This is a genomic window from Massilia sp. TS11 (assembly GCF_022012445.1).
Classification (GTDB): Bacteria; Pseudomonadota; Gammaproteobacteria; order Burkholderiales; family Burkholderiaceae_D; genus Telluria.
The window spans coordinates 120859-147217 of record NZ_JAKLTS010000007.1; the positions used below are offsets into that span (position 1 = coordinate 120859).

31 protein-coding genes and 1 tRNA gene are annotated in these 26359 nt (G+C 68.2%); 17 read left to right on the forward strand and 15 right to left on the reverse strand.

What is annotated here, in order from left to right; genetic code table 11:
- The first annotated feature begins 5 nt into the window (after nt 1-5).
- From LZ005_RS12560 to LZ005_RS12600, 9 genes are read left to right on the forward strand one after another with little or no spacing between them, the layout of a single operon-like run.
- Complete coding sequence (locus LZ005_RS12560; protein WP_237808414.1) at nt 6-1613, forward strand: carboxyl transferase domain-containing protein; 1608 nt, start codon at nt 6-8, stop codon at nt 1611-1613.
- Nucleotides 1614-1622: 9 nt separating this feature from the next.
- The gene (locus LZ005_RS12565) at nt 1623-2408 is read left to right on the forward strand and encodes an enoyl-CoA hydratase/isomerase family protein (RefSeq protein ID WP_237808415.1); all 786 of its coding nucleotides are present in this window, start codon (nt 1623-1625) and stop codon (nt 2406-2408) included.
- Nucleotides 2396-3736, forward strand: a complete 1341-nt coding sequence (gene bioA / locus LZ005_RS12570) for an adenosylmethionine--8-amino-7-oxononanoate transaminase (RefSeq protein ID WP_237808416.1) — start codon at nt 2396-2398, stop codon at nt 3734-3736. The genes LZ005_RS12565 and bioA overlap by 13 nt, the downstream gene beginning before the upstream one ends.
- Before the next feature lie 2 nt (nt 3737-3738).
- Entirely contained in the window at nt 3739-4920 is a 1182-nt protein-coding gene (bioF, locus tag LZ005_RS12575) for an 8-amino-7-oxononanoate synthase (RefSeq protein WP_237808417.1), read from the forward strand.
- A 2-nt stretch (nt 4921-4922) separates the two neighbouring features.
- Complete coding sequence (gene bioD / locus LZ005_RS12580; RefSeq protein ID WP_237808418.1) at nt 4923-5675, forward strand: dethiobiotin synthase; 753 nt, start codon at nt 4923-4925, stop codon at nt 5673-5675.
- 17 nt (nt 5676-5692) lie between these two features.
- Nucleotides 5693-6727 (forward strand): biotin synthase BioB, encoded by a 1035-nt coding sequence (gene bioB, locus LZ005_RS12585; RefSeq protein ID WP_237808419.1) that lies wholly within the window; start codon nt 5693-5695, stop codon nt 6725-6727.
- A gap of 28 nt (nt 6728-6755) precedes the next feature.
- Nucleotides 6756-8780 (forward strand): acetyl/propionyl/methylcrotonyl-CoA carboxylase subunit alpha, encoded by a 2025-nt coding sequence (locus LZ005_RS12590; RefSeq protein ID WP_237808420.1) that lies wholly within the window; start codon nt 6756-6758, stop codon nt 8778-8780.
- 26 nt (nt 8781-8806) lie between these two features.
- Complete coding sequence (locus LZ005_RS12595; RefSeq protein ID WP_237808421.1) at nt 8807-9736, forward strand: glyoxylate/hydroxypyruvate reductase A; 930 nt, start codon at nt 8807-8809, stop codon at nt 9734-9736.
- 1 nt (nt 9737) lies between these two features.
- The gene (locus LZ005_RS12600) at nt 9738-10646 is read left to right on the forward strand and encodes a hydroxymethylglutaryl-CoA lyase (RefSeq protein ID WP_237808422.1); all 909 of its coding nucleotides are present in this window, start codon (nt 9738-9740) and stop codon (nt 10644-10646) included.
- A gap of 51 nt (nt 10647-10697) precedes the next feature.
- Here the strand turns inward: LZ005_RS12600 and LZ005_RS12605 are convergent.
- Both LZ005_RS12605 and rsmI read right to left on the reverse strand, forming a co-directional pair.
- Nucleotides 10698-10774, reverse strand: a tRNA-Pro gene (locus LZ005_RS12605).
- Nucleotides 10775-10797: 23 nt separating this feature from the next.
- Complete coding sequence (gene rsmI / locus LZ005_RS12610; protein ID WP_237808423.1) at nt 10798-11715, reverse strand: 16S rRNA (cytidine(1402)-2'-O)-methyltransferase; 918 nt, start codon at nt 11713-11715, stop codon at nt 10798-10800.
- Between rsmI and LZ005_RS12615 the strand changes: the two genes are divergently transcribed.
- Genes LZ005_RS12615 through LZ005_RS12635 form a run of 5 tightly spaced genes read left to right on the forward strand, consistent with a single transcriptional unit; the run spans nt 11714 to nt 14968 of the window.
- Nucleotides 11714-12817, forward strand: a complete 1104-nt coding sequence (locus LZ005_RS12615; protein WP_237808424.1) for a penicillin-binding protein activator — start codon at nt 11714-11716, stop codon at nt 12815-12817. The two genes, rsmI and LZ005_RS12615, sit on opposite strands and share 2 nt — an antisense overlap.
- A gap of 1 nt (nt 12818) precedes the next feature.
- Nucleotides 12819-13178, forward strand: a complete 360-nt coding sequence (locus LZ005_RS12620; protein WP_237808425.1) for a YraN family protein — start codon at nt 12819-12821, stop codon at nt 13176-13178.
- Between the two features lie 56 nt (nt 13179-13234).
- Nucleotides 13235-13831, forward strand: a complete 597-nt coding sequence (locus tag LZ005_RS12625; protein ID WP_237808426.1) for a phosphoheptose isomerase — start codon at nt 13235-13237, stop codon at nt 13829-13831.
- Entirely contained in the window at nt 13824-14447 is a 624-nt protein-coding gene (locus LZ005_RS12630; RefSeq protein WP_237808427.1) for a BON domain-containing protein, read from the forward strand. Before LZ005_RS12625 ends, LZ005_RS12630 begins: the two co-directional genes overlap by 8 nt.
- Nucleotides 14448-14458: 11 nt before the next feature.
- Nucleotides 14459-14968, forward strand: coding sequence for a peroxiredoxin (locus tag LZ005_RS12635; protein ID WP_237808428.1), 510 nt, complete (start codon nt 14459-14461; stop codon nt 14966-14968).
- Here LZ005_RS12635 and LZ005_RS12640 read toward each other — a convergent pair whose 3' ends face one another.
- From LZ005_RS12640 to LZ005_RS12665, 6 genes are all read right to left on the reverse strand, one after another.
- Complete coding sequence (locus LZ005_RS12640; RefSeq protein WP_237808429.1) at nt 14969-15841, reverse strand: DUF3034 family protein; 873 nt, start codon at nt 15839-15841, stop codon at nt 14969-14971.
- 10 nt (nt 15842-15851) lie between these two features.
- A complete protein-coding gene (locus LZ005_RS12645) occupies nt 15852-16268 on the reverse strand; it encodes a group 1 truncated hemoglobin (protein WP_237808430.1) in 417 nt (138 codons plus the stop codon).
- A complete protein-coding gene (locus LZ005_RS12650; RefSeq protein ID WP_237808431.1) occupies nt 16265-16687 on the reverse strand; it encodes a PaaI family thioesterase in 423 nt (140 codons plus the stop codon). Before LZ005_RS12650 ends, LZ005_RS12645 begins: the two co-directional genes overlap by 4 nt.
- A 52-nt stretch (nt 16688-16739) precedes the next feature.
- On the reverse strand, nt 16740-17528 hold the full coding sequence (locus tag LZ005_RS12655) for an ABC transporter substrate-binding protein (protein ID WP_237808432.1): 789 nt from the start codon (nt 17526-17528) through the stop codon (nt 16740-16742).
- 72 nt (nt 17529-17600) lie between these two features.
- On the reverse strand, nt 17601-18263 hold the full coding sequence (locus tag LZ005_RS12660) for a uracil-DNA glycosylase (protein WP_237808433.1): 663 nt from the start codon (nt 18261-18263) through the stop codon (nt 17601-17603).
- Nucleotides 18264-18278: 15 nt separating this feature from the next.
- Complete coding sequence (locus tag LZ005_RS12665; protein ID WP_237808434.1) at nt 18279-19241, reverse strand: hypothetical protein; 963 nt, start codon at nt 19239-19241, stop codon at nt 18279-18281.
- 177 nt (nt 19242-19418) lie between these two features.
- Between LZ005_RS12665 and LZ005_RS12670 the strand changes: the two genes are divergently transcribed.
- Both LZ005_RS12670 and LZ005_RS12675 read left to right on the forward strand, forming a co-directional pair.
- Complete coding sequence (locus tag LZ005_RS12670; RefSeq protein WP_237808435.1) at nt 19419-19931, forward strand: antitoxin Xre-like helix-turn-helix domain-containing protein; 513 nt, start codon at nt 19419-19421, stop codon at nt 19929-19931.
- Nucleotides 19928-20395, forward strand: coding sequence for an RES family NAD+ phosphorylase (locus LZ005_RS12675; protein WP_237808436.1), 468 nt, complete (start codon nt 19928-19930; stop codon nt 20393-20395). Before LZ005_RS12670 ends, LZ005_RS12675 begins: the two co-directional genes overlap by 4 nt.
- A 77-nt stretch (nt 20396-20472) precedes the next feature.
- Here the strand turns inward: LZ005_RS12675 and lipA are convergent, their stop codons facing one another.
- From lipA to yfcF, 3 genes are all read right to left on the reverse strand, one after another.
- Nucleotides 20473-21465, reverse strand: coding sequence for a lipoyl synthase (gene lipA / locus LZ005_RS12680; protein ID WP_237808437.1), 993 nt, complete (start codon nt 21463-21465; stop codon nt 20473-20475).
- A complete protein-coding gene (gene lipB / locus LZ005_RS12685; RefSeq protein WP_237808543.1) occupies nt 21458-22057 on the reverse strand; it encodes a lipoyl(octanoyl) transferase LipB in 600 nt (199 codons plus the stop codon). Before lipB ends, lipA begins: the two co-directional genes overlap by 8 nt.
- A gap of 123 nt (nt 22058-22180) precedes the next feature.
- A complete protein-coding gene (gene yfcF, locus LZ005_RS12690; protein WP_237808438.1) occupies nt 22181-22795 on the reverse strand; it encodes a glutathione transferase in 615 nt (204 codons plus the stop codon).
- Between the two features lie 100 nt (nt 22796-22895).
- Here yfcF and gcvA point away from each other — a divergent pair, with 100 nt between their 5' ends.
- Nucleotides 22896-23783, forward strand: coding sequence for a transcriptional regulator GcvA (gcvA, locus tag LZ005_RS12695; protein ID WP_237808439.1), 888 nt, complete (start codon nt 22896-22898; stop codon nt 23781-23783).
- Here the strand turns inward: gcvA and LZ005_RS12700 are convergent.
- Genes LZ005_RS12700 through LZ005_RS12715 form a run of 4 tightly spaced genes read right to left on the reverse strand, consistent with a single transcriptional unit; the run spans nt 23767 to nt 26330 of the window.
- The gene (locus tag LZ005_RS12700) at nt 23767-24036 is read right to left on the reverse strand and encodes a DUF493 family protein (RefSeq protein ID WP_237808440.1); all 270 of its coding nucleotides are present in this window, start codon (nt 24034-24036) and stop codon (nt 23767-23769) included. The genes gcvA and LZ005_RS12700 overlap by 17 nt on opposite strands.
- A gap of 57 nt (nt 24037-24093) precedes the next feature.
- The gene (locus LZ005_RS12705; RefSeq protein ID WP_237808441.1) at nt 24094-24855 is read right to left on the reverse strand and encodes a hypothetical protein; all 762 of its coding nucleotides are present in this window, start codon (nt 24853-24855) and stop codon (nt 24094-24096) included.
- A gap of 34 nt (nt 24856-24889) precedes the next feature.
- Nucleotides 24890-25669 (reverse strand): DUF2491 family protein, encoded by a 780-nt coding sequence (locus LZ005_RS12710; protein ID WP_237808442.1) that lies wholly within the window; start codon nt 25667-25669, stop codon nt 24890-24892.
- 1 nt (nt 25670) lies between these two features.
- Nucleotides 25671-26330, reverse strand: a complete 660-nt coding sequence (locus LZ005_RS12715; RefSeq protein ID WP_237808443.1) for a hypothetical protein — start codon at nt 26328-26330, stop codon at nt 25671-25673.
- Nucleotides 26331-26359 lie beyond the last annotated feature (29 nt).

Genomic DNA, 26359 nt, shown 5'->3' on the forward strand with positions numbered 1-26359 from the left:
CAGCCATGCCCCAGATTGACAGCAAACTCAATCCCCGCAGCGCGGATTTCCAGGCCAATGCGGCCGCCATGCAAGCCCTGGTCGACGATCTGCACGCCAAGGTGGCCGCACTGGCCCAGGGCGGCGGCGAGGCGGCCGCGGCCAAGCATCTGGCGCGCGGCAAACTGCTGCCGCGCGACCGCGTGCAGATGCTGCTCGATCCGGGCACGCCCTTCCTCGAGCTGTCCCAGTTGGCCGCCTACGGCATGTACGAGGGCGCCGCGCCCTGCGCCGGCATCATCACCGGCATCGGCCGCGTGGCCGGGCAGGAGTGCGTGATCGTCTGTAACGACGCCACCGTCAAGGGCGGCACCTATTACCCGATGACGGTGAAGAAGCACCTGCGCGCCCAGGAGATCGCCGACCAGAACAACCTGCCCTGCATCTACCTGGTCGACTCGGGCGGCGCCAACCTGCCCAACCAGGATGAGGTCTTCCCCGACCGCGACCACTTCGGCCGCATCTTCTACAACCAGGCGACTATGTCGGCCAAGGGCATCCCCCAGATCGCCGTGGTGATGGGCTCGTGCACAGCCGGCGGCGCCTACGTGCCGGCCATGAGCGACGAGTCGATCATCGTCAAGGAGCAGGGCACGATCTTCCTCGGCGGCCCGCCGCTGGTGAAGGCGGCCACCGGCGAGGTGGTCTCGGCCGAGGACCTCGGCGGCGGCGACGTCCACACCCGCCTGTCGGGCGTGGCCGACCATCTGGCCCAGAACGATCTGCACGCGCTCTCGCTGGCGCGCAGCATCGTCGCCAACCTGAACCGCCAGAAGCCGCAGCCGCCGGCCCTGCGCGCCAGCGTCGAACCGAAGTACGCGCCGGAAGAACTGTATGGCGTGATCCCGCTCGACACGCGCAAGCCCTTCGACGTGCGCGAAGTGATCGCGCGCATCGTCGACGGCTCCGAATTCGATGAATTCAAGGCCCGCTACGGCAGCACCCTGGTGTGCGGCTTCGCCCGCATCTACGGCATGCAGGTCGGGATCATCGCCAACAACGGCATCCTGTTCTCGGAGTCGGCGCTCAAGGGCAGCCACTTCATCGAGCTGTGCTGCCAGCGCAAGATTCCGCTGGTCTTCCTGCAGAACATCACCGGCTTCATGGTCGGCCGCAAGTACGAAAACGAAGGCATCGCCCGCAATGGCGCCAAGATGGTGACGGCGGTCGCCACCGCGGCCGTACCCAAGTTCACCGTCATCATCGGCGGCTCCTTCGGGGCCGGCAACTACGGCATGTGCGGGCGCGCCTACTCGCCACGCTTCCTCTGGATGTGGCCGAACGCGCGCATCTCCGTCATGGGCGGCGACCAGGCCGCCTCGGTGCTGGCCACGGTCAAGCGCGACGGCATCGAAGCCAAGGGCGGCAGCTGGAGCGCCGAGGAGGAAGCCGCCTTCAAGGCCCCGATCAAGCAGCAGTACGAGGACCAGGGCCACCCCTACTACGCCAGCGCGCGCCTGTGGGACGACGGCATCATCGATCCGGCCGACACCCGCATGGTGCTCGGTCTGGGCCTGTCGGCCGCGCTCAACGCGCCGATCGCGGAGACCCGCTTCGGCGTCTTCCGCATGTAAGGAGGACGCATGGACTTCACGACCCTGATCCTGTCGATCGACGGCCCGGTGGCCAGCATCACGCTCAACCGCCCGGACGTGCGCAATGCCTTCAACGAGACCAGCATCGCCGAACTGAATGCGGCCTTCACCGCCGTCGGCGCGCTCGACGCGGTGCGCGCCGTGCTGCTGGCCGCGAACGGCCCGGCCTTCTGCGCCGGCGCCGACCTGAACTGGATGAAGAAGATGGCCAGCTACTCGCATGCCGAGAACCAGGCCGACGCCATGGCCCTGGCCAGCATGCTGCGCACGATCTACCTGTGCCCCAAGCCGGTGGTGGCCAAGGTGCAGGGCGACTGCTATGCCGGCGGCATGGGCCTGGTGGCCGCGGCCGACATCGTGGTGGCGGCCGAAGGCGTCAACTTCTGCCTGTCCGAGGTGAAGCTGGGCCTGATCCCGGCCACCATTTCGCCGTATGTGATCAAGGCCATGGGCGAGCAGGCCGCGCGCCGCTACTTCCTGACGGCCGAACGCTTCGACGCCGCCACCGCCCAGCGCCTCGGCCTGGCGCACGAAGTGAGCGTGCCCGAGCAGCTCGACGACTGCGTGGCCGGCCTGCTCAAGGCCCTGTGCGCCAACAGCCCGCACGCCGTCGCCCAGGCCAAGGCCCTGGTGCGCGAGGTGGCCGGGCAGAGCGTGACGGACGCCCTGCTGGCCGACACGGCCGAACGCATCGCCCAGATCCGCGCGTCCGAACAGGGGCGCGAGGGCGTCGCATCCTTCCTGGAGAAACGCAAACCCGCATGGCTGTCCTGAACGCACCCGCCGACGCCTGGGTCGCCCGCAGCCTGGCTGCGGTGTGGCACCCGTGCACCCAGATGCAGCACCACGAAACGGTGCCGCTGATCGCCGTCAGCCACGGGCGCGGGCCGTGGCTGGTCGACCACGCGGGCAAACGCTATCTGGATGCGATCAGCTCCTGGTGGGTCAACCTGTTCGGCCACGCCAACCCGCGCATCAACGCCGAACTGAAGGACCAGCTCGACAAGCTCGAACACGCGATGCTGGCCGGCTTCACGCATGAACCGGTGGTGCAGCTGTCGGAACAGCTGTCGGCCCTGACCGGCGGGGTGCTCGGGCACGCCTTCTACGCCTCGGACGGCGCCTCGGCCGTCGAGATCGCGCTGAAGATGAGCTTTCACTACTGGCGCAACTGCGGCGCCAGCGCCAAGCAGGAATTCGTCTGCCTGCAGGGCAGCTACCACGGCGAGACCATCGGCGCGCTGGCGGTCACCGATGTGGCCCTGTTCAAGGACGCCTACGGCCCGCTGGTGAAGAACGCCCACGTGGTGGCCACGCCCGACGCGCGCCAGGCCGGCGCGGGCGAAACGGCGGCCGATGTGGCGCTGCGCGCCGCTGCCGACCTCGAACGCCTGCTGCAGGAACGCGCCGGCCGCGTGGCCGCCGTCATCGTCGAGCCGCTGGTGCAGTGCGCCGCCGGCATGGCGATGCACGACCCGCTCTATCTGCAGCGCGTGCGCGCCCTGTGCGACGCCCACGGCGTGCACCTGATCGCCGATGAAATCGCGGTCGGCTGCGGCCGCACCGGCAGCTTCTTCGCCTGCGAGCAGGCCGCCATCTGGCCCGACTTCCTGTGCCTGTCCAAGGGCATCAGCGGCGGCTATCTGCCGCTCTCGCTGGTGCTCACGCGTGAAGAGATCTACCAGGCCTTCTACGACGCCGACGTGCGCCGCGGCTTCCTCCATTCGCACTCCTACACCGGCAATCCGCTGGCCTGCCGCGCGGCCCTGGCCACCCTGGCCATCTTCCGCGAGGACGATGTCCTGGCGCGCAATGCCGCCAAGGCGGCGCGCCTGCGCACCCTGCTGGCGCCGCTGGCCGGACATGCGCGCGTGCGCCACTTCCGCCAGTGCGGCACCATCTTCGCGTTCGACGCGGTGGAGCCGGATGCCGGGCGCGCGGCCAGCTTCGCGCGCCGCTTCTTCGCCGCCGCCACCGAGCATGAGCTGCTGATGCGGCCGATCGGGCGCAGCGTGTATCTGATGCCGCCGTATGTGCTCAGCGACGAAGAACTGGTCCACCTGGCCGAGCGCACCCTGCGCAGCTTCGAACAGGTGCTGTGAGCATGGAACTGATCGCCGCCCTTGACCGCCAGCTGCGCGCGCTCGACGAACACAGCCTGACCCGCCAGCGGCGCGTGGTGGAGACGCCGTGCGCGCCGCGCATGGTGGTCAACGGCCGCCCGCTGCTGGGCTTTTGCAGCAATGACTATCTGGGTCTGGCCAGCCATCCGCAGCTGGCCGCCGCCCTGGCCGAAGGCGCCCAGCGCTATGGCGTGGGCAGCGGCGCCTCGCATCTGATCAGCGGCCACTCGCGCGCCCACGAACAGCTCGAGGAGCGCTTCGCCGCCTTCATGGCCGATTACGTAGCGCAGGCGCGCGCCCTGTATTTCTGCACCGGCTACATGGCCAATCTGGCCGTGCTGACGGCGCTCGGCGCCGATGGCGAGGCCGAGATCTTTTCCGAGGAACTGAACCACGCCTCGCTGATCGACGGGGCACGCCTGGCGCGCGCCCGCGTGCAGGTCTATCCGCATGCCGACGTCGCCACCCTGCGCCGCCAGCTGGCCGCCAGCACGGCCGCCACCAAACTGGTGGTGACCGACAGCGTGTTCAGCATGGACGGCGACCTGGCCCCGCTGGCCGCCCTGCTGGCCGCCTGCGAGGAATACGGCGCCTGGCTGGTGGTCGACGACGCCCACGGCTTCGGCGTGCTGGGCGCCGGCGGGCGCGGCGTGCTCGAAGCGCTCGGCCTGCGCTCGCCCCACATCGTCTACATCGGCACGCTTGGCAAGGCGGCCGGCGTGGGCGGGGCCTTCGTGGCCGCGCATGGCACGATGATCGAATTCCTGATCCAGCGCGCGCGCCCCTACATCTACACGACCGCGCCCGCGCCGGCGCTGGCGCATGCGCTGCAGGCCAGTCTGGACATCATCGGCGGGCCCGAAGGCCAGGCGCGGCGCGCCCACCTGCATGCCCTGATCGCCCAGCTCGACGAGCAGCTGCGCCTGCGCAGCTGGCGCCGTCCGCCGTCGGCCACGGCGATCCAGCCGATCATCATCGGCAGCAACGAAGACGCGCTGCAGGCGGCGGCCGGCCTGTATGGCCTGGGCCTGTGGGTGCCGGCGATCCGCCCGCCGACGGTGCCGCCCGGGACGGCGCGCCTGCGCGCCACCCTGACCGCCGCCCATACCCATGGCGACGTGGCCCAGCTGGTGGCGGCCCTGCACGAACTTGAGGGAGCCTGAGCATGAGCCTGAACGAACCCGCCACCCAAGCCGCGCCGCAGACGGCCGTACGCGATCCCCTGCCGCGCTTTGCCTGCTTTGTGACCGGCACCGACACCGAAATCGGCAAGACCCTGGTCAGCACCGCCATCCTGCACCAGCTGGCCCAGCTTGGCGTGCGCGCCTGCGGCATGAAGCCGGTGGCGGCCGGCGCCGAGCTGATCGACGGCGTCTGGCATAACGAGGACGTCGACGCCATCATCGCCGCCAGCAGCCTGCATCTGCCGCGCCACCTGATCACCCCGTATCTGCTGCAGCGGCCGATGGCGCCGCACATCGCGGCCGAACTGGAAGGGGTGGTGATCGATCCGGTCACCATCCTGGCCGCCGCCGCCGAAGTGCAGGCCGCCGCCGATGCGCTGGTGGTCGAAGGCGTGGGCGGCTTCCGCGTGCCGCTGACCGGTGCCTTCGATACGGCCGATCTGGCCAAGGAACTGAATCTGCCCGTGGTGCTGGTGGTCGGCCTGCGCCTGGGCTGCCTGTCGCATGCCCTGCTCACCTACGAGGCGATCACGGCGCGCGGCCTGACAGTGGCAGGCTGGGTGGCCAACCAGGTCGATCCCGCCATGCCCTGCACCGACGAGAATATCGAGGCCCTGCTCGAGCGCCTGCCGGCGCCGCTGCTCGGCCATATCCCGCGCCTGAGCGAGCCCAGTGCCGCCGCGGCCGCGCGCCATCTGCAGCTGGGCGCCTTGCCCGGCTGGCCGGCGCGCTGAACACCAGAGGAATTCGCATGACCCAGACCACCACCCTGTCTTTCACCAAACCGGCCAAGCCGATCGGCACGCCCGACGACGCCACCTGGCCGCTGGCCGAAGTGCTGGCCCTGTTCGCGCTGCCCTTCCCGGAGCTGCTGCGGCGCGCCCAGGAAGTCCACCACGCGCACTGGCCCGACGGCGACGTCGAACTGGCCACGCTGTTGTCGATCAAGACCGGCGGCTGCGAGGAAGACTGCGGCTACTGCCCGCAGGCGGCGCGCTACGACACCGGCGTCAAGGCCCAGAAGATCATGGAACTGGACGCCGTGCTGGACGCCGCGCGCCAGGCCAAGCAGAACGGCGCCACCCGCTTCTGCATGGGCGCCGCCTGGCGCAGCCCCAAGGAGCGCGACATGGAGAAGGTCGAGGCCATGGTGCGCGAGGTGAAGGCCCTGGGCCTGGAAACCTGCGCCACGCTCGGCATGCTCGAAGAGGACCAGGCCCAGCGCCTGAAGGACGCGGGCCTCGACTACTACAACCACAATCTCGACACCGCGCCCGACTTCTACGGCAATGTGATCTCCACCCGCCAGTACCAGGACCGCCTGGACACCCTGGGGCGCGTGCGCGAAGCAGGCCTGAAGCTGTGCTGCGGCGGCATCGTCGGCATGGGCGAGACGCGCGAGCAGCGCGCCGGCCTGATCGCCCAGCTGGCGAACATGAATCCGTATCCGGAATCGGTGCCGATCAACCATCTGGTGCAGGTCGAAGGCACGCCCCTGCATGGTCTGGACAAGCTCGATCCGATCGAATTCGTGCGCACCATCGCGATCGCCCGCATCACCATGCCGAAAGCGCGCGTGCGCCTGTCGGCCGGCCGGCGCGAGCTGGGCGAGGCGGTGCAGGCGATGTGCTTTGCGGCCGGCGCCAACTCGATCTTCTACGGCGACAAGCTGCTCACCACCGACAACCCGGAAGCCGAAGACGACCGCCAGCTGCTGGCCAAACTGGGCCTGCCGACGCGCGCCGCCATGCTCGATTCGGTCCCCAAAACCCACTGCGGCGCCTAACACCAAAAACAGACAAGGAAGACAGCGCATGTTCACCAAGATCCTGATAGCCAACCGCGGCGAAATCGCCTGCCGTGTGGCCGCCACCGCGCGCCGCATGGGCATCCAGACCGTGGCCGTGTATTCGGAAGCCGACGCGGGCGCCCGCCACGTCGCCGAATGCGACGAAGCGGTGCTGCTCGGCCCCGCGCCGGCCAAGGAAAGCTATCTGTGCGCTGACAAGATCATCGCCGTCGCGCTGGCCACCGGCGCCCAGGCCATCCACCCCGGCTACGGCTTCCTGTCCGAGAACGAGGACTTCGCCGAGGCCTGCGCCCAGGCCGGTCTGGTGTTCATCGGCCCGCCCGCGTCGAGCATCCGCGCGATGGGTTCCAAGTCGGCCGCCAAGCAGCTGATGGAAGAAGCCGGCGTGCCGCTGGTGCCCGGCTACCACGGCGACAACCAAGACCCCGCCTTCCTGCAGCAGCAGGCCGACGCGATCGGCTATCCGGTGCTGCTCAAGGCCAGCGCGGGCGGCGGCGGCAAGGGCATGCGCGTGGTCGAGAAATCGGAGGACTTCGGCGCCGCCCTGGCCTCGTGCAAGCGCGAGGCGATCAACTCCTTCGGCGACGACAAGGTGCTGGTCGAGAAATACCTGACCCGCCCGCGCCACATCGAAATCCAGGTGTTCGCCGACACCCATGGCGAATGCGTGTATCTGTTCGAGCGCGACTGCTCGGTGCAGCGGCGCCACCAGAAGGTGCTCGAAGAAGCGCCGGCCCCGGGCATGACGGCCGAACGCCGCCAGGCCATGGGCGCGGCGGCGGTCGCCGCCGCTAAGGCGGTCGGCTACGTGGGTGCCGGCACGGTCGAATTCATCGCCAACCAGGACGGCAGCTTCTACTTCATGGAGATGAATACGCGCCTGCAGGTCGAGCACCCGGTCACCGAAATGATCACCGGGACCGACCTGGTCGAGTGGCAGCTGCGCGTGGCCGCCGGCCAGCCGCTGCCGCTCAAGCAGGCGCAGCTCGCCATCCACGGCCACGCGATCGAGGCGCGCGTGTATGCGGAAAATCCGGAGAAGGGCTTCCTGCCGGCGATCGGCACGCTGCGCCACATGCGCACCCCGGCCGCGGTGGCGTTCGAACTGGGCGGCACACCGGGCGTGGCCCCGGCCGCCGTGCGGGTGGACGCCGGCGTGCGCGAAGGCGACGCCATTTCGCCCTTCTACGACCCGATGATCGCCAAGCTGATCGTCTGGGGCGCCGACCGCAGCCAGGCCCTGGCGCGCATGGCCCAGGCCCTGGCCGAATTCCACATCGTCGGCCTGGCCACGAATATCGCCTTCCTCAAGCGCCTGGTCGAAGGCGAGGCCTTTGCCACGGCCGATCTGGACACCGGCCTGATCGAACGCCATCAGGCGACGCTGTTCCCGCCCGCGCGCGCAGTGCCGGCCGGCGCCCTGGCCCTGGCCGCGATGGCCCTGGTGGCCGAGGAGCAGGCCGCGGCCCAAGGCGCGGCGCCGCATCCGGCCGACCCCTTCGGCATGGCGCACGGCTGGCGCATGAACAGCCACTACCGGCGCGCGCTGCGCTTCAGCGACGAGCACAAGGACTATCAGGCCACCCTGGTCTATCGCCCGCACGGCTGGGACTTCGTGCTCGGCGGCCTGGAACTGCCGCTGCGCCTGAGCGCGCGCCAGGACCATGATTTCTCGATCCAGCTGGGCGAAGCCGCCATGCACGGCACCGTGCTGCGCGACGGCGAGCAGTTCCACGTGTTCAGCGGCGGGCGCCATTTCACGCTGGCGTACAATGACCCGATGGCCCACGCCGGCGAGACCGAAGCCGAAGGCGGCCGCCTGACGGCGCCGATGCCGGGCAAGGTGGTGGCCGTGCTGGCCGCCAAAGGCCAGGCCGTGAAGAAGGGCGATGCGCTGGTGATCATGGAAGCCATGAAGATGGAGCACACGATCGCCGCCCCGGCCGACGGCGTGGTCGAGGAACTGCTGTACCAGGTGGGCGACCAGGTGGCCGACGGCGCGCCGCTGATCGCCTTCAAAACGGAATAAACAATATAAACGATTAGGGAGACGCCATGCGCATTCTGCTGCACCGCCGCGACGGCGTGTACGAAGACTGGCTGGCCGCCTTTGCCCACTACCTGCCGGAAGCGCAGGTCGTCGTGTGGGAGGAGGGCAAGGCCATCGACCCCTGCGACTACGCGGTGCTGTTCGTGCCGCCGCCCGGCATCCTGGCCGATCTGGCCAAGGTCAAGGCGATCTTCTGCACCGGGGCCGGGGTCGACGCCCTGCTGAAACTGGGCGAGCAGCTGCCGCCGGTGCCGATCGTGCGCCTGGCCGATGCCGGCATGGGCGTGCAGATGGCCGAATACGTGACCCACGCCGTGCTGCGCTACTACCGCCGCTTCGACGACTACCAGGTGGTGGCGCGCCAGGGCCTGTGGGAACAGCTGCCCGCCTACGACAAGCAGGACTTCACGGTGGGCGTGCTCGGCGCCGGCGCGCTCGGTAGCCATGTGATCGGCGCGCTGCGCCACTTCGGTTTTCCGCTGCGCGCCTGGAGCCGCACGCCCAAGGACCTGAGCGGGGTGGCCTGCTACCACGGCCCGGCCCAGCTCGACAGCTTCCTGCAGGGCCTGCGCGTGGTGGTCTGCATGCTGCCGCTGACGCCGGACACGGCCAATCTGCTCGACCGCGCGCGCCTGTCGCTGCTGGCCCCGGGCGGCTATGTGATCAATGTGGCGCGCGGCGGCCTGCTGGCCGAACCCGACCTGCTGGCGCTGATCACGGCCGGCCAGCTGGCCGGCGCCACGCTCGACGTCTTCCGCAACGAGCCGCTACCGCCCCAGCACCCGTTCTGGCAGGAGCCGCGCATCACCATCACGCCCCATATTTCGGCCCTGACCCTGTGCCGCGAAGCGGTCGAACAGATCAGCGGCAAGATCCGCGCGATGGCGCGCGGCGAACTCGTGGCCGACATCGTCAACCGCACTCTCGGATACTGAAATGAGCATGCTGCCCCAACAGGTCAAACTGGTCGAAGTCGGCCCGCGCGACGGCCTGCAGAACGAAAAGCAGGAGGTCCCGGCCGACGTCAAGATCGAACTCGTGAACCGGCTCGCCGACGCCGGCTTCGTCAATGTCGAGGCGGCGTCCTTCGTCTCGCCCAAGTGGGTGCCGCAGATGGCCACCAGCGCCGCGGTCATGGCCGGCATCAGGCGCCGCCCCGGCACCCTGTACTCGGCGCTGACCCCGAATATGCAGGGCTTCGAGGCCGCCATGGCGGCCGGCGCCGATGAAGTGGTGATCTTCGGCTCCGCCTCCGAGGCCTTCTCGCAGAAGAATATCAACTGCTCGATCGCCGAATCGATCGCCCGCTTCGAGCCGGTGGCGGCCGCCGCCAAGGCGCGCGGCGTGCGCCTGCGCGGCTCGATCAGCTGCTCGTTCGGCTGCCCCTACCAGGGCGCGGTGCCGCTGAGCGCCGTGGCCGACGTGGTGGCACGCATGGCGGCGCTCGGCTGCGACGAGATCGACATCGCCGACACCATCGGCGTGGCGACCGCGCGCCAGACCCAGGCCGTGATGGAGACGGCGGCGCACGCCTTCCATCTCGAGCGCATCGCCGGCCACTTCCATGACACCTATGGCCAGGCGCTGGCGAATATCTATGCCAGCCTCGAAGTCGGGGTGCGCATCTTCCACTCGTCCGTGGCCGGCCTCGGCGGCTGCCCGTATGCCAAGGGCGCGACCGGGAATGTCGCCAGCGAGGACGTGCTGTATCTGCTGCACGGGCTCGGCATTGCCACCGGGGTCGATCTGGACGCCGTGGTCGACGCCGGCCAGTTCATCGCGGCCCACCTGGGCCGCAAGGCCGCCAGCCGGGCCGGCAACGCCATCGCCGCCAAGCGCGCCTGAGCGGAAAAGAAAAACGCCGAACGGCTTGCACCGTTCGGCGTTCTTGTATGCTGGTCGGAGTACAAGGATTCGAACCTTGGACCCTCTGGTCCCAAACCAGATGCGCTACCGGGCTGCGCCACACTCCGATGCACGCATTATACCACGTGCCCTAGGCATCCTTGAGGGCAAGCGCGCGCGCGTACAGATCGTTCTTCTTGGCGCCTGTAATCTGGGCCGCCAGGGCCGCCGCCTGTTTCACCGGCAATTCCGCCAGCAGAATCCGCAGCACCCGCTCGGCCTCGGCCGCGCCCGCTTCGTCCTGGGCCGGGGCGCCTGCGAGCAGCACCACGTATTCGCCCTTCTCGCGGTGGGCGTCGGCGGCCAGCCAGGCGGCCGCCTCGCCCAGCGGGCAGCGGTGGATTTCTTCGAACAGTTTGGTCAGCTCGCGCGCGAACACGATCTGCCGCTCGGGCGGGAACACGGCCGCCAGCGCCGCCACGCAGTCGTGGATGCGGTGCGGCGCCTCGTAGAACACCAGGGTCGCGGCCATCGTGCGCAGCGGCTGCAGGGCCGTCTCGCGCTGCTTGGCCTTGGCCGGCAGAAAGCCGACGAAATGGAAGGCGGGGTCCAGCAGGCCGCTGGCCGACAGGGCCGTGATGGCGGCCGAGGGGCCCGGCACCGGCACCACGCGCAGGCCGGCCGCGCGCACGGCGTCGACGATGCGCGCGCCCGGGTCGGACACGGCCGGAGTGCCGGCATCCGACACCAGGGCGATGCGCTCGCCCGCCTGCAGCCGCGCGATCAGGCGCGCGGCCACTTCGCGTTCGTTGTGCATGTGGGCGGCGATCAAGGGCTTGTTCAGCCCGAGGCGGCCGAGCAGCTGGCCGGTGTTGCGCGTGTCCTCGCAGGCGACGGCATCGGCCAGGCCCAGTACATACAGGGCGCGCACGCTGATGTCGCACACGTTACCGATCGGTGTGGCCACGATATACAGGGATGCGCTAGGATACTGCTGGTGCGCCGCCTCAGCCCACACGGGGCTGCGGGCGACCGGGCTTGTTGATGCGTCTGTCGTCGGAGGTGTCATGCCTGCTCTTGGAGGAAAGCGCTGGATCGCCGGCCTGCTCGGCGCCATCCTGCTGGCGCACGCCGCACCCGGCGGCGCAACGGGGCGATTGTGCGCGTCCACGCCGCCAAACACAAGTGCGCCCTGCCGCATCGCGCTGCTGCTGCCGCTGCAGTCGGACAGCCTCGGGCAAGCCGCCCAGGCCCTGCGCGACGGCTTTCTGGCCGCCGCCTCGGTCGATGCCCAGGCCCCCGCCATCAGCCTGATCGACAGTGGCGACACGCCCGCCAGCGCCCAGGACGCCTATGCGCGCGCGGCCGCCGGCCATGTGCTGATCGTCGGGCCGCTCGGCAAATCCTTGGTGGCGGCCCTGGTCGCCAGCCCCGTGCTCACCCCCACCCTGGCCCTGAGCCTGCCGAATGACAGCGTGCTGCCCAGCCATATGGCCGCGATCGGCCTTTCGCTCGATGCAGAAGGGCGCCAGCTGGCGCAATGGGCGGCGGCGCGCCAGCGCGGCCCGGCCCTGATCGTCACGGCCGGGGCCAGCTGGCAGCAGCGCCTGGCCAGCGTGCTGGCCGCCCAGTGGCAGCAGGGCGGACGCACGGCCAGCGTGCTCGAGGCGGCGGCCGCCAGCGGCTATCTGAGCGATGCCGCGCTGGCCGCGATTCTGGCGCGCGTGGCCAGCAGCCGGCCAGCCCTGGTATTCGCCGCGCTCGAGCCCGACCAGGCGCGCCAGCTGAAGGCGGCGCTGCCGCCCGAGCTGCCCGTGTACGGCGCCTCGAGCGTCAATCCGGGTCCGGACGCCCAGCTGGCCCCGCATGAGCTCGACGGCCTGCACCTGCTCGACCTGCCCTGGCTGCTGACGCCCGACACGGCCGGCGTGGCCGCCTGGCCTCAGCCGCTGAGCCCGCTGCCGCCCGACCTCGCGCGTCTGTACGCGCTCGGCATCGACGCCTACCGGGTGGCGCGCGCGCTGGCCCTGAACGACGGCGACGGCGTCGAGCTGGACGGGGTCACGGGCAAGCTCAGCCTGCATTTCGGCGACGGGCCGGCCCGCTTTGCCCGGCGCGCCGCTGCCGCCGTCTACCAGGCTGGCCTGGCCCAGCCGGCCACGGAGCCCTGAGATGGACCGCATCGGCCCCAGCCCCACCCAGCGCCAGGGCCAGCACTGGGAGGAGGCGGCCGCGCGCTTCCTGCGCCAGCACGGGCTGGAGCTGGTGGCCACCAATGTGCGCAATCCGCTCGGCGAAATCGACCTGATCATGCGCGACGGCCCCTGTCTGGTGTTTGTCGAGGTGCGCCAGCGCGAAAGCGCGCGCTTCGGCGGCGCGGCCGCTTCGATCACCCCGGCTAAGCAGGCGCGTCTGCTGCGCGCGGCCGAGGCCTATCTGTGCCGCCTGGCCGAGGAACCGCCGTGCCGCTTCGACGCCATCCTGATCGAGGGCGGGCGCATCGAATGGCTGAAAAACATGCTTGAAATGTAAGGATTCTTTTCAGGCCTTGCCGGAAACAAAGCCGCGCCTGCACTATAATCGCGGCTATGACTACCCAACGCATCCTGTCGCACTTCCACGAAAGTGCTGAACTCAAAATCCAGTGCGCGACGGCACTTGCCGGTCCCGTGTCCGCGGCGATCGAGCTGATGTTCTCGGCTCTGTCGAATGGCAACAAGATTCTCGCCTGCGGCAATGGCGGCTCGGCGGCCGACTGCCAGCATTTCGCGGCCGAACTGGTCGGACGTTTCGAGCGCGAGCGCTTCCCGCTGCCGGCCATGGCCCTGACCACGGACAGCTCGATTCTGACCGCCGTCGGCAATGACTACAGCTACCGCGAAGTGTTCTCCAAGCAGGTGCTGGCCTTCGGTCAGGCCGGCGACGTGCTGCTGGCGATTTCCACCTCGGGCAATTCCGCGAATGTGGTGGCGGCGATCGAGGCGGCCTACGAGCGCGACATGCGCGTGGTGGCCCTGACCGGCAAGGATGGCGGCGCGATCGGCAAGATGCTGAGCGAGGCGGATGTGAACATCTGCGTGCCGCATGCACGCACGGCCCGGATCCAGGAAGTGCACCTGGTCTGTATCCACAGTATCTGCGACGGCATCGACGTCGCCTTGTTCGGAGGAGATGGGAATGAATAAACTGGCGAAAGCCTTGCTGGTGGCGGGCTTGCTCACGACCCTGTCCGGCTGTGTCGAGATGGTGGTGGGCAGCGCCGTCGTCAGCGGCTTTGCCGCGGCCGACCGCCGCACGATTGGCGCCCAGACGGAAGACAAGGCCATCACCTTCAAGGCCGAGGCGCGCGTGCCCAAGGTCGTCGGCGATGCCGGCCATGTCAACATCACGTCCTACAACCGGCGCGCCCTGATCACCGGCGAAGTGCGCGACGAGGCGATGAAGCGCGCCGTCGAACGCGAAGTGGCCGCCATCGAAGGCGTGACCGCCGTCTCGAATGAACTCGAGATCGCCGGCGCCTCGAGCCTGACCTCGCGCTCGAACGACGCCCTGATCACCACCAAGGTGATGGCCACCCTGGTCGACACCAAGACGATTTCCTCGACCACCTTCAAGGTCGTGACCGAACGCGGCGTCGTCTATCTGATGGGCCGCGTGTCCCCGCGCGAAGGCACAGTGGCGGCCGAAGCCGTGCGCAGCGTCTCGGGCGTGAACAAGGTGGTCAAGATTTTTGACTACATCGCCGAAGAAGAAGTGCAGGCCCTGAACGCGCGCTCCGGCGACAAGCAGGGCGGCAAATAAGCCAGGCCATCATGAGCACGCAACGCCAATGGATCAAGCCGATTGCGATCGGCCTCGCGGCACTGGCCATCGCCGGTGCCGGCTATCTGCTGACGGCCAATAAGCCGGCCGCGCCGAACGTCACCTTCGTCTCGATCACGGGCGAAAAAATCGCTGCGCAGAGCCTGCGCGGTAAGGTGGTGATGGTCAACTTCTGGGCCACGTCCTGCGCCACCTGTGTGAAGGAAATGCCGCAGATGGTCGAGACCTACGAAAAGTTCAAGGGCCGCGGCATGGAATTCGTGGCCGTCGCCATGAGCTATGACCGGCCCGACTACGTGCTCGCTTACACCGACGACAAGAAGCTGCCGTTCAAGGTAGCGCTCGATGTCGACGGCAGCCTGGCCAAGCAGTTCGGCAATGTGGCGATGACGCCGACCACCTTTGTCATCGACAAGGACGGCAAGATCCTCAAGCGCTACGTGGGCGAGCCGGAATTCCCGGCCCTGCACGCCCTGCTCGACAAGGCCATTTCCGGCTGATCAGAAACCGGCCTGCAGCGACAGATACCAGCCCTTCTGGGTCTTGGGATTGAAGACGGTGATCGTGCCCAGATTGACATAGGCGGCCGTCAGCGACAGCTGCTTGGACGGGAACCAGGCCACAAAGCCGTCCCAGGCGTTCTTCTCCGGGTCGACCCCGAGATTGGCCGGCTTGGCGCGCCATTCCACCCCCGCAACCCATTGTCGGTCGAGCAGATAGGCGGCCGAGACTTCGGCGCGCAGCCGCCGGCCGCGCTGCTGGTCGCCGCCGAAACCCAGCAGACCGAACTGATTGGCGCTGGTCGCGCGCAGGGTGCCGTTGAGCAGCAGCGACTGCTCGAGCAGAATCTTGGTGGCCGCCACATACAGATCGATGCCGCTGTCGTCTTTAGCGCCGAGCTGCTTCACATTCGTCACCCCGAGCGCGCCCAGGCCGCCGATGGCGGCCGTGCGCTTGAACTGGGCGCCGACGGCGATCTGCGGCAGCAGCCGGTCCTGATCGACCACGGCATCGCCGGCCACGCGCCACTTGAGGCCGAGGATGTCCTGCTGCAGCTTGAGTTTGTCGAGCGGGGCCAGGCTGCCGCGGAACTGCTGGCGCGCCAGCGAGACTTCGACCCGGTCGGCGATGCCGACCGTCACCCCGGCCGTGTCGAGCGTGTAGTCCTGGGTGGCGACCGTGGTCCAGTGGACATTCGCGCCCCAGCTGTCGCGCGTGCCGTAGCCGCTGATCAGGGCCCAGGGTACGAGGCCGCCGCCGCCCGCACCTTCGACCTGGGAAACGCCACCCGTGGCCAATAGTTTGCCCATGTCCTGGGCCGCGGCCGTGCCGGCGCACAGCAGGGCGGCCACGGCGATCAAGGTCTTGCGCATGCGGCCCTCCTTACTTGGTGACGATGTCGCGCTGCATGGGCGCGAGCTTGGCGATCAGCTTGTTCTGCAGGGCGTTCGGCACGCCGCGCGCGCTCAGGGCCAGCTGCAGGTCTTCGGCCAGAGCATTGAACTGGGCCACGGTGATGTTCAGGCCATCATGGATGGTCTTCATGTCCTTGCCCTTGTAGACGCAGGGACCGCCGCCGAGTTCACAGAACTGCTCCTCCAGCCGCTGTTTGAGGTTGGGGATGTCGATGTCCTTGAAGGACTCGCTGATGCGCGCATCGGCCGCCACCCGGGCCACGAAATCGGCCACCAGGGCCTTGATGCCGCTGCGCTCGCCGAGCGCGCGGTACAGGCTGTCATCGGCCGCCCAGGCCGGGGCCGCCAAGGCGGCCGCCAGGATCAGACAGGCAAGACGCTTCATGCGGCCTCCTTGGCCTTGGGATAGAGCAGCATCTGGGTGCAGCGGAACAGGGCGATGGTCTTGCCCTTGTGGCTGACCACGGCATCCCAGACCTGGGTCGTGCGGCCCAGATGCACGGGGCTGGCGACGACCTCAACCACGCCGTCGCGCGCCGTGCCCAGGTGGTTCGATTTCAGCTCGACCGTGGTAAAACTGGTCGCGCCTTCGGGCAGGGTGGCCATGCAGCCATAGCCGCAGGCCGTGTCGGCCAGGGTGATCACGCTGCCCGCATGCAGATAGCCGTTCGGGGCCAGCAGGTGGACGCTGACGGGCATCTGGGCGCGCACGGTCTGGTCGACCAGGCCGGTGATGTGGATGCCCAGGTGGCCCGGCAGAAAGGGCGCGCCCATGGCGTTCAGGCTGTCGGGATCGGTGTGCATGGGAAGCTTCTCGCGAACAAAACCCCATTCTACGTCCAGCCGGACAAGCCCGTCAGTCGCGCCGCAGTTTGGCCAGCTCGGCCGCCTCGAGGCGACGGTAGTCGGGCGTCTTGCGCGCATTCCCGATGGCGTTCCAGATCGCGTCGATGCGGCGCGGATCGGCCTCATAGGTCTTTTTGCCGACCATCAGGTAGAACGCATACACGACATACGGCTGGCGCGCCTGCACGATGCGCGCGGCAAAGCGCGGATCGTGGCGCACCAGCTGCTCCGCATCGAGGCCCTGCAGCACCGCCACATCGGCCACCCCGGCCAGCATGGCGCGGAAGGCCTCCTCGGCCAGGCGCACATTGTCGAGCACCTTGCTGCCGCGCGCACGCAGTTCCTCGGCCACACGGTAGCCGCGCTGGGTGATCACGAACTCGCGCGGATTGCTCAGAGTCAGGCCGTTCCAGGCGGCCTTGCTGTCGGCCAGGATGAAGACATTGACGCTGTCCTGAAACAGCGCCTGATCGCTGCGCAGGCTGCCGTCGGCGCGCATCGGGAACACCCCGATCGAACGCCGCTCGGGGCCGTCGGCCGTGCCGATCACGCCATCGACCTGGGCCGTGCGCAACTCCTCGAGACAGCGCTTCCACGGGCGGGCCGTGAACACAAATTGCTCGCCTGTGAGTTTTTCGACCTGGTGCAGCAGGGCGATGTTCAGACCGCTGCCGTCGGGCAGGGTCCAGGGCGCGAGCGGCGCGTCCTCAAAGCAGAATTTGAGCGGCGCGGCGGCCAGGGGCCACGCCATCAGGCAGCCGAGCACGCCAAGTGCCGGCGCCAGCCATCGTCGAATCATGTTCCACGCTCCTGGCAGGCAGATCTTTTGTATGCATTGTAATCAAAAGTCCGCCGCGTATGGACCGCGTTTTCAGGCCCACTGCACGGGCGTCTGGCCGTGGCTGCTCAGGTAGGCATTGGCGCGCGAGAAGGGCTTGCTGCCGAAGAAGCCGCGATAGGCCGACAGCGGCGAGGGGTGGGGCGAGGTCAGCACCAGATGGCGCTGGCTGTCGATCAGCTTGCGCTTGGCGATCGCATAGCTGCCCCAGAGCACAAACACCAGATGCTCGCGTCCGGCCGAGAGGGCCGCAATGGCGCTGTCGGTGAACTGTTCCCAGCCACGCCCCGCATGCGAGCCCGCCTCGCCGGCACGCACGGTCAGCACGCTGTTGAGCAGGAACACGCCCTGTTCGGCCCAGTCCGTCAGGTCGGTGCGCGTGCGCGCCAGGCCCAGGTCGTCCTGCAATTCCTTGAAGATGTTCTGCAGACTCGGCTGCGGACGGTTGCCGTCCGGGACAGAGAAGCACAGCCCCATGGCCGCGCCCGGCGTGTGGTAGGGGTCCTGGCCGAGGATCACCACCTTGACCGCATCAAAGGGCGTGAGGTCGAAGGCGCGGAAGATGTGCTTGCCCGGCGGGCAGCACAGGCCGGCCGCATACTCGGCCTTGACGAACTGGGTCAGGGGCTCCCAGTAGGGCTGGGTGAACTGGGTGTCGAGCTGGGCCTTCCAGCCGGGTTCTATGCGGACATTCATGAGCGCATCATAGCCTCATTGCTGGGCCTGAAGGAAGGCCGTGATGTCCTTGCGCATATCGGCCGTGATTGTGTGGCCGACGCCCGGATACAGCACGAAGCGCGCCTGCAGCCCGGCCTCGCGGTAGAGCTTTTCGGCCAGCGGCCAGCGCGCCAGCGGCGTGCTGCCCAGCAGGCGGAAGGCCAGCACCCGGTCTTCCTCCTCGTAGCTGTCCTTGAAGGGCAGCGAGTCATTGTCGTCCTGGTCGCCCATGTAGATGAACATCGGCACGCGCCGCACGGCCTCGAGATCGAAGGCCTGGCCGCTGAGGGCCGCCAGGTCGGCCGTGCCGAGCGGATAGCGCAAGGGCTCGCCGGCCAGGCTGGCCTGGGGCGCCAGCGGCCAGCCGCCGGGCGAGCCGATCACGGCCGCCTTCACGCGTTCCGGATGGAGGAAGGTGAAGCGGTTGGCAAACATGCCCGAGGCCGAAAAGCCCTGGATGAACACCTTGCTGTCGGTGCGCACGCCGTCCTGCAGCAGGCGCGCGCGGGCGTGGTCGATCATGGCCAGCAGCTGACGGTCGAGCCGGGCCAGGGCCGGCTGCTCGGTGCTGAGCACATCGCGGTCGAGCGCATGGGTGTAGATCGTCCACTGCGCCTTCGGGCGCGGGAACACCGGCATCAGCACCGGCGTCGGCAGCGGCATCGGGCCGGTGGCCAGGCGCGCCATGCGGCGCGCGGCATCGGCCTCATGAAAGGCCAGCTCATCGTGCAGGCTGCCGGTGTTATTCGGCAGCACCAGCAGCGTGGTCGGCGCCGCCTTGGCCGCCGCCGGCACGAACAGATAGTAGGGATAGCGAAAGCCCGCGTCCGGGTTCGCCTCGACCCGCACCAGGCCGGCCGGCAGGGCGGCCGTGGCCGCACTCAGGGGCGAAGGCGGCACCTGGGCCAGGGCCGGTACGCACAACACACTCAGACAAAGCGCCAGGGACCGCAGCATCTCGACTCCATTCCATTTCACAAAGCCGACACACTAAAGCCCAAGCGGCCCCTGCCGCAAGCGGGCTGCGACAGGACGCCGGTTTGGCGGGATGGACGGGTGGTCTATACGGACACTGTGAACAATTTGTGAGTGACTCTCATATGAGCTATGCTGAAGGCTCAAAGGAGACATCTCATGGCGACTCGAACTCAAACTGCCAAGCGTGCCGAGCCGCCGTCGGCAGCTAAGAAGACAAAGCTCCGCATCACGCGAAACACCGACGCCAAGCACTTCATTCACTGGTACCGGATGGACTTCGCCGACAAAATCCACGTCATCCGAACGGGCGTGCCGGCACAGCTCGTGGGCGAACTGGCCTCTCTCATGAACATGCCCAAAGAGGCGCTCATGGCTTCACTCGGGCTCTCGCGCGCCACCATCAACCGCAAGGTGCAGCGCGCGCAGGCACTATCGCCTGAGGAATCCGAACGGGTCATGGGCATGCAGGCACTCATCGGCCAAGTCCAGTCCATGGTCGGCACGGAAAGCGCACGCGACTTCGATGCGGCGAAGTGGCTGGCAAATTGGCTGGCCGCTCCGCTACCTGCGCTGGGCGGCGCGACGCCGGCGAGCTTCATGGACACGGTTGAGGGCCAAAAGTATGTTGGCAATCTCCTCGAGATGACCCAGAGCGGAGCGTACGCGTGACAGTGGCGCTGTGGCGTATCGGCGCCACCACCCTGAAGTACGCGGCGGACGACATGTCCGGTGCGGGGGCAAAAAATACAGGCGGACGCTGGAACCCTGCAGGCATCGCCGTCGTCTACAGCTCCGAGAATATTGCGCTGGCCGTGCTCGAGACGCTTGTGACGCTGCGTAGCGGCGGTTTGCCACTGAACCGCTACCTGATTCGCATCGATGTGCCCGACGATGTGTGGGCTGCGCGCCAAGTACTCACGCCGCCTGTCGGCTGGGACGCGCGGCCGGTGGGAATGTCTAGCGTCCAGGCGGGCCAAGCTTGGCTGATCTCCCAGGCTTCTGCATTGCTGGTGGTGCCTTCGGTGATCGTTCCGGAGGAATCGAACGTGCTGATTAACCCTCTGCACCCTGATGCACGACACGTGGTGGCCACAGCTTTGCGCAAGTGGCACTATGATCCACGCTACTTCTAGGCCGCGACGTGCTAACTCGCAGGTGTCGGTCGGGGAATTGGACCTCCCCGCACCCATTCACGATCGACTTTTCGCCTTCACTTCGCGTTCTTGTCATCCGCGGCCACGCCGGCGTTGTGGGCCTGCTGGTCGGCATGGTAGCTGGACCGCACCATGGCGCCGACGGCGGCGTGCACGAAGCCCATCTCGTAGGCTTTTTCTTCGAACATCTTGAAGGTCTCGGGCGTCACGTAGCGGCGCACCGGCAGGTGGTGGTTGGACGGCGCCAGGTACTGGCCGATGGTCAGCATGTCGACATCGTGGGCGCGCAGGTCGCGCATCACGTCGAGGATTTCCTCGTCGGTCTCGCCCAGGCCGACCATCAGGCCGCTCTTGGTCACGCTGCCCGGATAGCGCTTCTTGAAGTCGCGCAGCAGCACCAGCGAGTGCGTGTAGTCGGCGCCCGGTCGGGCTTCCTTGTACAGGCGCGGCACGGTTTCGAGGTTGTGGTTCATCACGTCCGGCAGGGCGGCCTCGAAGATGTCGATGGCTTTTTCGAGGCGGCCGCGGAAGTCGGGCACCAGCACTTCGATCTTGGTCTGCGGCGACAGCTGGCGCGTCTCGTGGATGCAGCGCACGAAGTGGCCGGCGCCGCCGTCGCGCAGGTCGTCGCGGTCGACCGAGGTGATCACCACGTAGGACAGGCGCAGATCGGCGATGGTCTTGGCCAGATTGCGCGGTTCGTCCTCGTCGAGCGGATCGGGACGGCCGTGGCCGACGTCGCAGAAGGGGCAGCGGCGCGTGCACTTGTCGCCCATGATCATGAAGGTGGCCGTGCCCTTGCCGAAGCATTCGCCGATGTTCGGGCAGCTGGCTTCCTCGCACACGGTGACGAGCTTGTTGGCGCGCAGGATGTCCTTGATCTCGTAGAAGCGCGAGGAGTGCGAGGCCGCCTTCACGCGGATCCACTCGGGCTTTTTCAGACGCTCTTCGACCGGGACGATCTTGATCGGGATGCGCGCGGTCTTGCTTTCGCCTTTTTGCTTGGCGGTCGGGTCGTAGGCCGGGGTGGTGGGGGTCTCGTTACTCATGATGCAGGTCTTCCTCGCACAAATGGCGGCGCAGGGTTTCAGCCAGCTGTTGCTGGACGGTTTCCAGTGCAACCTCGACGCCGAGGCTGCGCATGTCGATCGTCTCCAGGCCGCGGTAGCCGCATGGATTGATCCAGGTGAAGGGGGCCAGGTCCATCGCCACGTTCAGCGATACACCGTGGTAGGTGCAGCCATTGCCACGCACCTTGAGGCCGAGGGCGGCGATCTTGGCGCCGCGCTTGGGACCGTCGGCCAGGTAGATGCCGGGGGCGCCCGCGACGCGCTCGCCGGCGATGCCGTGCGCGGCCAGCACGTCGATGACGGCCTGCTCGATCTTGTGCACGAACTGGCGCGCATACAGCTTGCCGCCGCGCTTGTTGCGGCGCAGGTCCATCAGCAGGTAGACGACCGCCTGGCCGGGACCGTGGAAAGTCACTTCGCCGCCGCGGTCGGTCTGGACCACGGGGATGTCATGCGCGGCCAGCACGTGGCCGCGGTCGGCGCCGAGGCCGAGCGTGTAGACGGGCGGATGTTCGACGATCCACAACTCATCGGGCGTGTTCGCATCGCGCGCATCGGTGAAGGCACGCATGGCGGCGAAGGTCGGCTCGTAGTCGGCCCGGCCGAGCTGGCGGATCTGGGCGGCGGGGATCAAGATCGGGGTGGCGATATTTGCAGAGCCGACATTATAGCCCGGCGCCGCCCGCGCTGCCCGTCATGGCACGTGTTTCAGCCACTCCTGCACGGACGGACGGCGCCACTGGGCGGCCGCGTAGTCGGCCAGTTTCTCGGGCACCGGGTCGCCGTTCTTGATCAGGCGGTTCAGGGCCACGGCCAGGTCGAGGTCGGCCAGGCACCACTGGCTGAACAGCTGCGGGCCCTGGACCAGGCGCTCGGCGGCCGCAATCAGCTTGGCGGCGGCCTGCTGGCCGGCCTCGCTCAGGGGCTTGCTGGTCGGACGCAGAAACACCACGTCGGTCGGGCGCTCCTGGCGCAGGGCCAGCAGGTCGGAGCGGATCCAGGCCATCACCTGGCGCGCCTGGGCGCGTTCGGCCAGATCGCGCGGCAGCAGGGCGCTGCCGGTGGGGAAGGATTCATCGAGGTATTCGCCGATGGCGCTCGATTCGTTCAGCACCAGCGCCCCGTGCACGAGCGTGGGCACGCGCCCGGTCAGGCTCAGGGCCTGGTAGGGCGCGGCCTTGTGCTCGCCGACCTCCAGGTTGACCGGGTGCAGTTCAAAGGTCAGGCCCTTCTCGATCAGGGCGACGAAGGCCGACATCGCATACGGGCTCAGAAAGCGCGAATCGACGTAGAGGGCGAACTTGCTCATGATTTCTCCTTGCGGTGGGACGTCTATCTTAGGCCTTGCGCGGGCCGGCGCAAAACGAGATTTTTTGCCGTTTATTGTGAATGTGGTTCACAATAAACGGATGGCCAAACTGCCCAATTTCGCTGCCCTGCGCGCCTTCGAGGCGGCCGCCCGGCATGGTAATTTCACGCGCGCCGCCGAAGAGCTGCATCTGACCCACGGCGCCATCAGCCACGCGATCCGCGCGCTCGAGGACGAGCTCGGGCTGCCCCTGTTCACCCGCAACGGGCGCCATGTGCGCGTGACCGAGGAGGGCCTGCGCTATGCCCAGGCGCTCGGCCTGGCCTTCGCCGACATCGGCCGCGCCACCGAGGACGTGCGCGCGGCCGGGCGGCGCCAGCGCCTGACGGTCTCGACCATCACCTCGTTTGCGGCGCGCTGGCTGGCCCCGCGCCTGGGCGGCTTCATCGAGCGCCATCCGGAGATCGAAGTGGTGCTGCAGGCCTCCAACCAGCTGCAGGACCTGGTGCGCGAAGGCATCGACGTGGCCATCCGCTACGGCGGCGGGCACTACCCGGGCCTGTACGCCGAGCATCTGCTGGACGATGTCTGGTATCCGGTAGTAAGTCCCCACTATCGCGGCGGCGCACTGCCGCAGGGGCCGCAGGATCTGGCCACGGCCACGCTGCTGCGTTCGCGCGCGCCCTGGGAACCGTGGTTCCGCGCGGCCGGGCTGGCCCTGCCGGAGCCGCAGGGCGGGCTGATGTTCGAGGACCTGTCGATGCTGATCCGCTCGGCCGTGGACGGCGATGGGGTGGCCCTGGTACGCCATGTACCGGCCTCGCAGGAAATTGCTTCAGGGGAATTGGTGCGTCTGTTCACGCTGGCGGTGCCGAGCGACAGCGCCTACTACTGGGTGTGCCCGCCTGCGGCCATGGCGCGGCCGCAGGTGAAGGCATTTCACACCTGGCTGGGTGGCCAGGTGGCGCAATTCACAGCACGATCTTGACCATCGGGTGGGCCGACAGGGCGCGATACAGATTGTCGAGCTGTTCGCGGCTGGTGGCGCGCACGGTCACGGTCAGGCCGGTGTAATTGCCCTTCGAGGAGGGACGCGACTCCAGGCGCCCGGCGTGAAACGTCGGGTCGTGGGCCGTGACCACCTCCACGATGGTCGCCGCGAAATCCACATGGGCGGCACCCATCACCTTGATGGGAAAGTCGCTCGGGAATTCGATCAGGTCGTCAACGGGGCGGTTCATGCGGCTTCCTTTCTAAAACCCCTACATTGTAGCAGCCGCCCCGTTTTGCAAGCCCCCTCAGGCGGGCGCGCCGGCCAGGCGCTGCAGGCGCGCCAGGGCCGATTCGGCACCCTGTTCGGGCTGGCTGACGGACTTGCGGATCGCGTCCAGCTCGGCCTTCTGGTCGAGCGGCTTCTGACCGATATCGGCCACGATGCGCAGGCCTTCGGCTTCGTTGGCGATCTTCTGGGCGCGCTTGCTCAGGGCATCGAGCGCGCTCGAGCGGCCGGACAGCCCCTTCAGCCCGTCGAGCTGACGCTGGCGCTCGCCGCGCAATTCCTGCAGATCCTTCTGGGCGCGCGCCGTGGCCAGGGCCTGCATGGCCTTGCGGGCGGCGGCATCGAAGGCGGCCAGCTGGGCCGACAGGGCGTCGACGATCTTCTGCAGCTCGTCCATGTACTCGCGCGCATCGGCTTCTTCCTGGATCTCCTGCGGCAGGCGCGCCTTGTTGGCTTCCAGCTCGTCGCAGAACAGGGTGATGGTCGCCTCCGAAATCTTGCCGGCGGCCAGGCGCTCGGCAAGGGTGCCGGCCGCCTGCTCGTCATTCGCGATCAGGGTGCGCAGCTCGCGCACGTCGCGCTGTTCCTTCTCGTAGGCGGCGCGGGCGGCGGCCAGCTTCTGCGCGGTGCCGCGCAGGGTGTCGGCCAGACGGTCGCGGTCGGCTTCGGTCGCCGTCTCCGGGTCGAAGCTGGCAATCGCCTCGGCGATGCGTTCGCCCAGGGCACCGAAATGCTTGGAAACCAGACGGGCCGTCAGGCCCCAGCCTTGCGTGTTGCTCATGATGCGTCCTTTCAAAGAGAAGTGGGTGCCGCCCTTACTGGATTTGCAGGCGTGCTTGCTCAACCGGTATGCCGATCACGAAGTCAACATGGATACCGCGTTGTCGGGAATCGCCATTCACACTGGCGAGAATTTCTGTGCTGATCAGCAGGCTTTCGCGCAGGCCGTCGGCCAGCGGGCGCGTGTAGGGCATCAGATAGACCTCCTGCTTCAGACCGCTGTGGCCGCCGGCATCGTCGATCCGCGTTTCGCTGCCGCGGAAGGGCGCGATCCAGGGCGTGTCCGGATGGCCGGCCTCGCGCTGATAGACGATTTCGTCGGCGCTGCCGAAGATCGCATCGAGGTCGAGGCCGAATTCCTCGAGCTGCCAGCGCCACAGCGTGTAGCTGGCGTCGCCCAGGCCGCTGCCGGCGGCGCCGGTGAACATCTCCTGCTCCTCGACCGTTTCCGGCACCAGGCGCGTCAGCTGCGAGCAGAACAGCAGCTCGGCCAGCTCGCCGCGGGCATTCACATACAGCTGCAGAAAAGTCTCGTCGCCATCGGCGTCGCCGGTGTCGAGGTAGTAGCGGTACAGCTTGCCGTCCATGTTCAGCTTGAGCTGGGAGATCGCCAGGATGCGCGTGGCGTGCTCGTCGGGCAGGGCCAGCAGCGACCCGCCGGCGCTGGCGCGCAGCAGCGGCGACTGCTGCAGATGCACGAGGCTGCCGATGCGCGCGCCGAGCGGCAGGCCGCGGTCCTGGGGCGCGTCCTCGGGCTTGCCGAAGGCCTTGCCGGCGGTGCCGCGCAGATAGTCGAATGCGTCTTTCCAGGCCATCTCAATTTCCTTCCAGGCTGTAATGCGAAACACGGGCCGCCTTCATGCGGCGGTACTTCAGAACGACGGCCGCCACCGCGGCCAGCAGCAGGCCCCAGAGCAGCAGCGGCAGCAGCACGCTGCCAGGCGCGGGGGCGGGGGCGGGAACGGGGGCCGGCACGGCGGCGGCCGAAGCCGGCACCGCTGCGGGCGTGATCATGCCGCTGGTGTTTTCATGCACCACTTGCGGCGCGGCGGTCGCATGGCTGGACAAGGCGCTGCCGAGCATGAAGCCAAACAGGGCGCCGCCCCAGCCGCTGCCGCCGCGCGTCTCATGCACGATGACGGGCGGGCGCTGCGGCGCCGGAGCCGGCGTGCTCGGCGCGGCCGGCGGCAGCGGGTTGGCGGCGGCGCGGCGCGCATCGAGCGTGCCGAGCGCGCGCTGCTGCGCCGCTTTCTGGTCGAGGTCGCGCGTCATGGCCGATTGGCGCGGGCTGTCGGCGGGCGCTTTGGCCGCGCCGAAGCCTCCCATCCGGCTGCCCTGCGGTTTAATGCTTGTGGGGCTGGCCTTTTGCGAGGAAAATCCGCCCTTGAAGCTGCCTGTGCTGCCCGGTCGCGCTTGCGCGAAGGCCAGCGGCAGCACCAGGGCCAGGGTCACAACGGAGCGCAGTATCGTGTTCATGTTTGTGGTCACAGGGTCGTTGACGAACA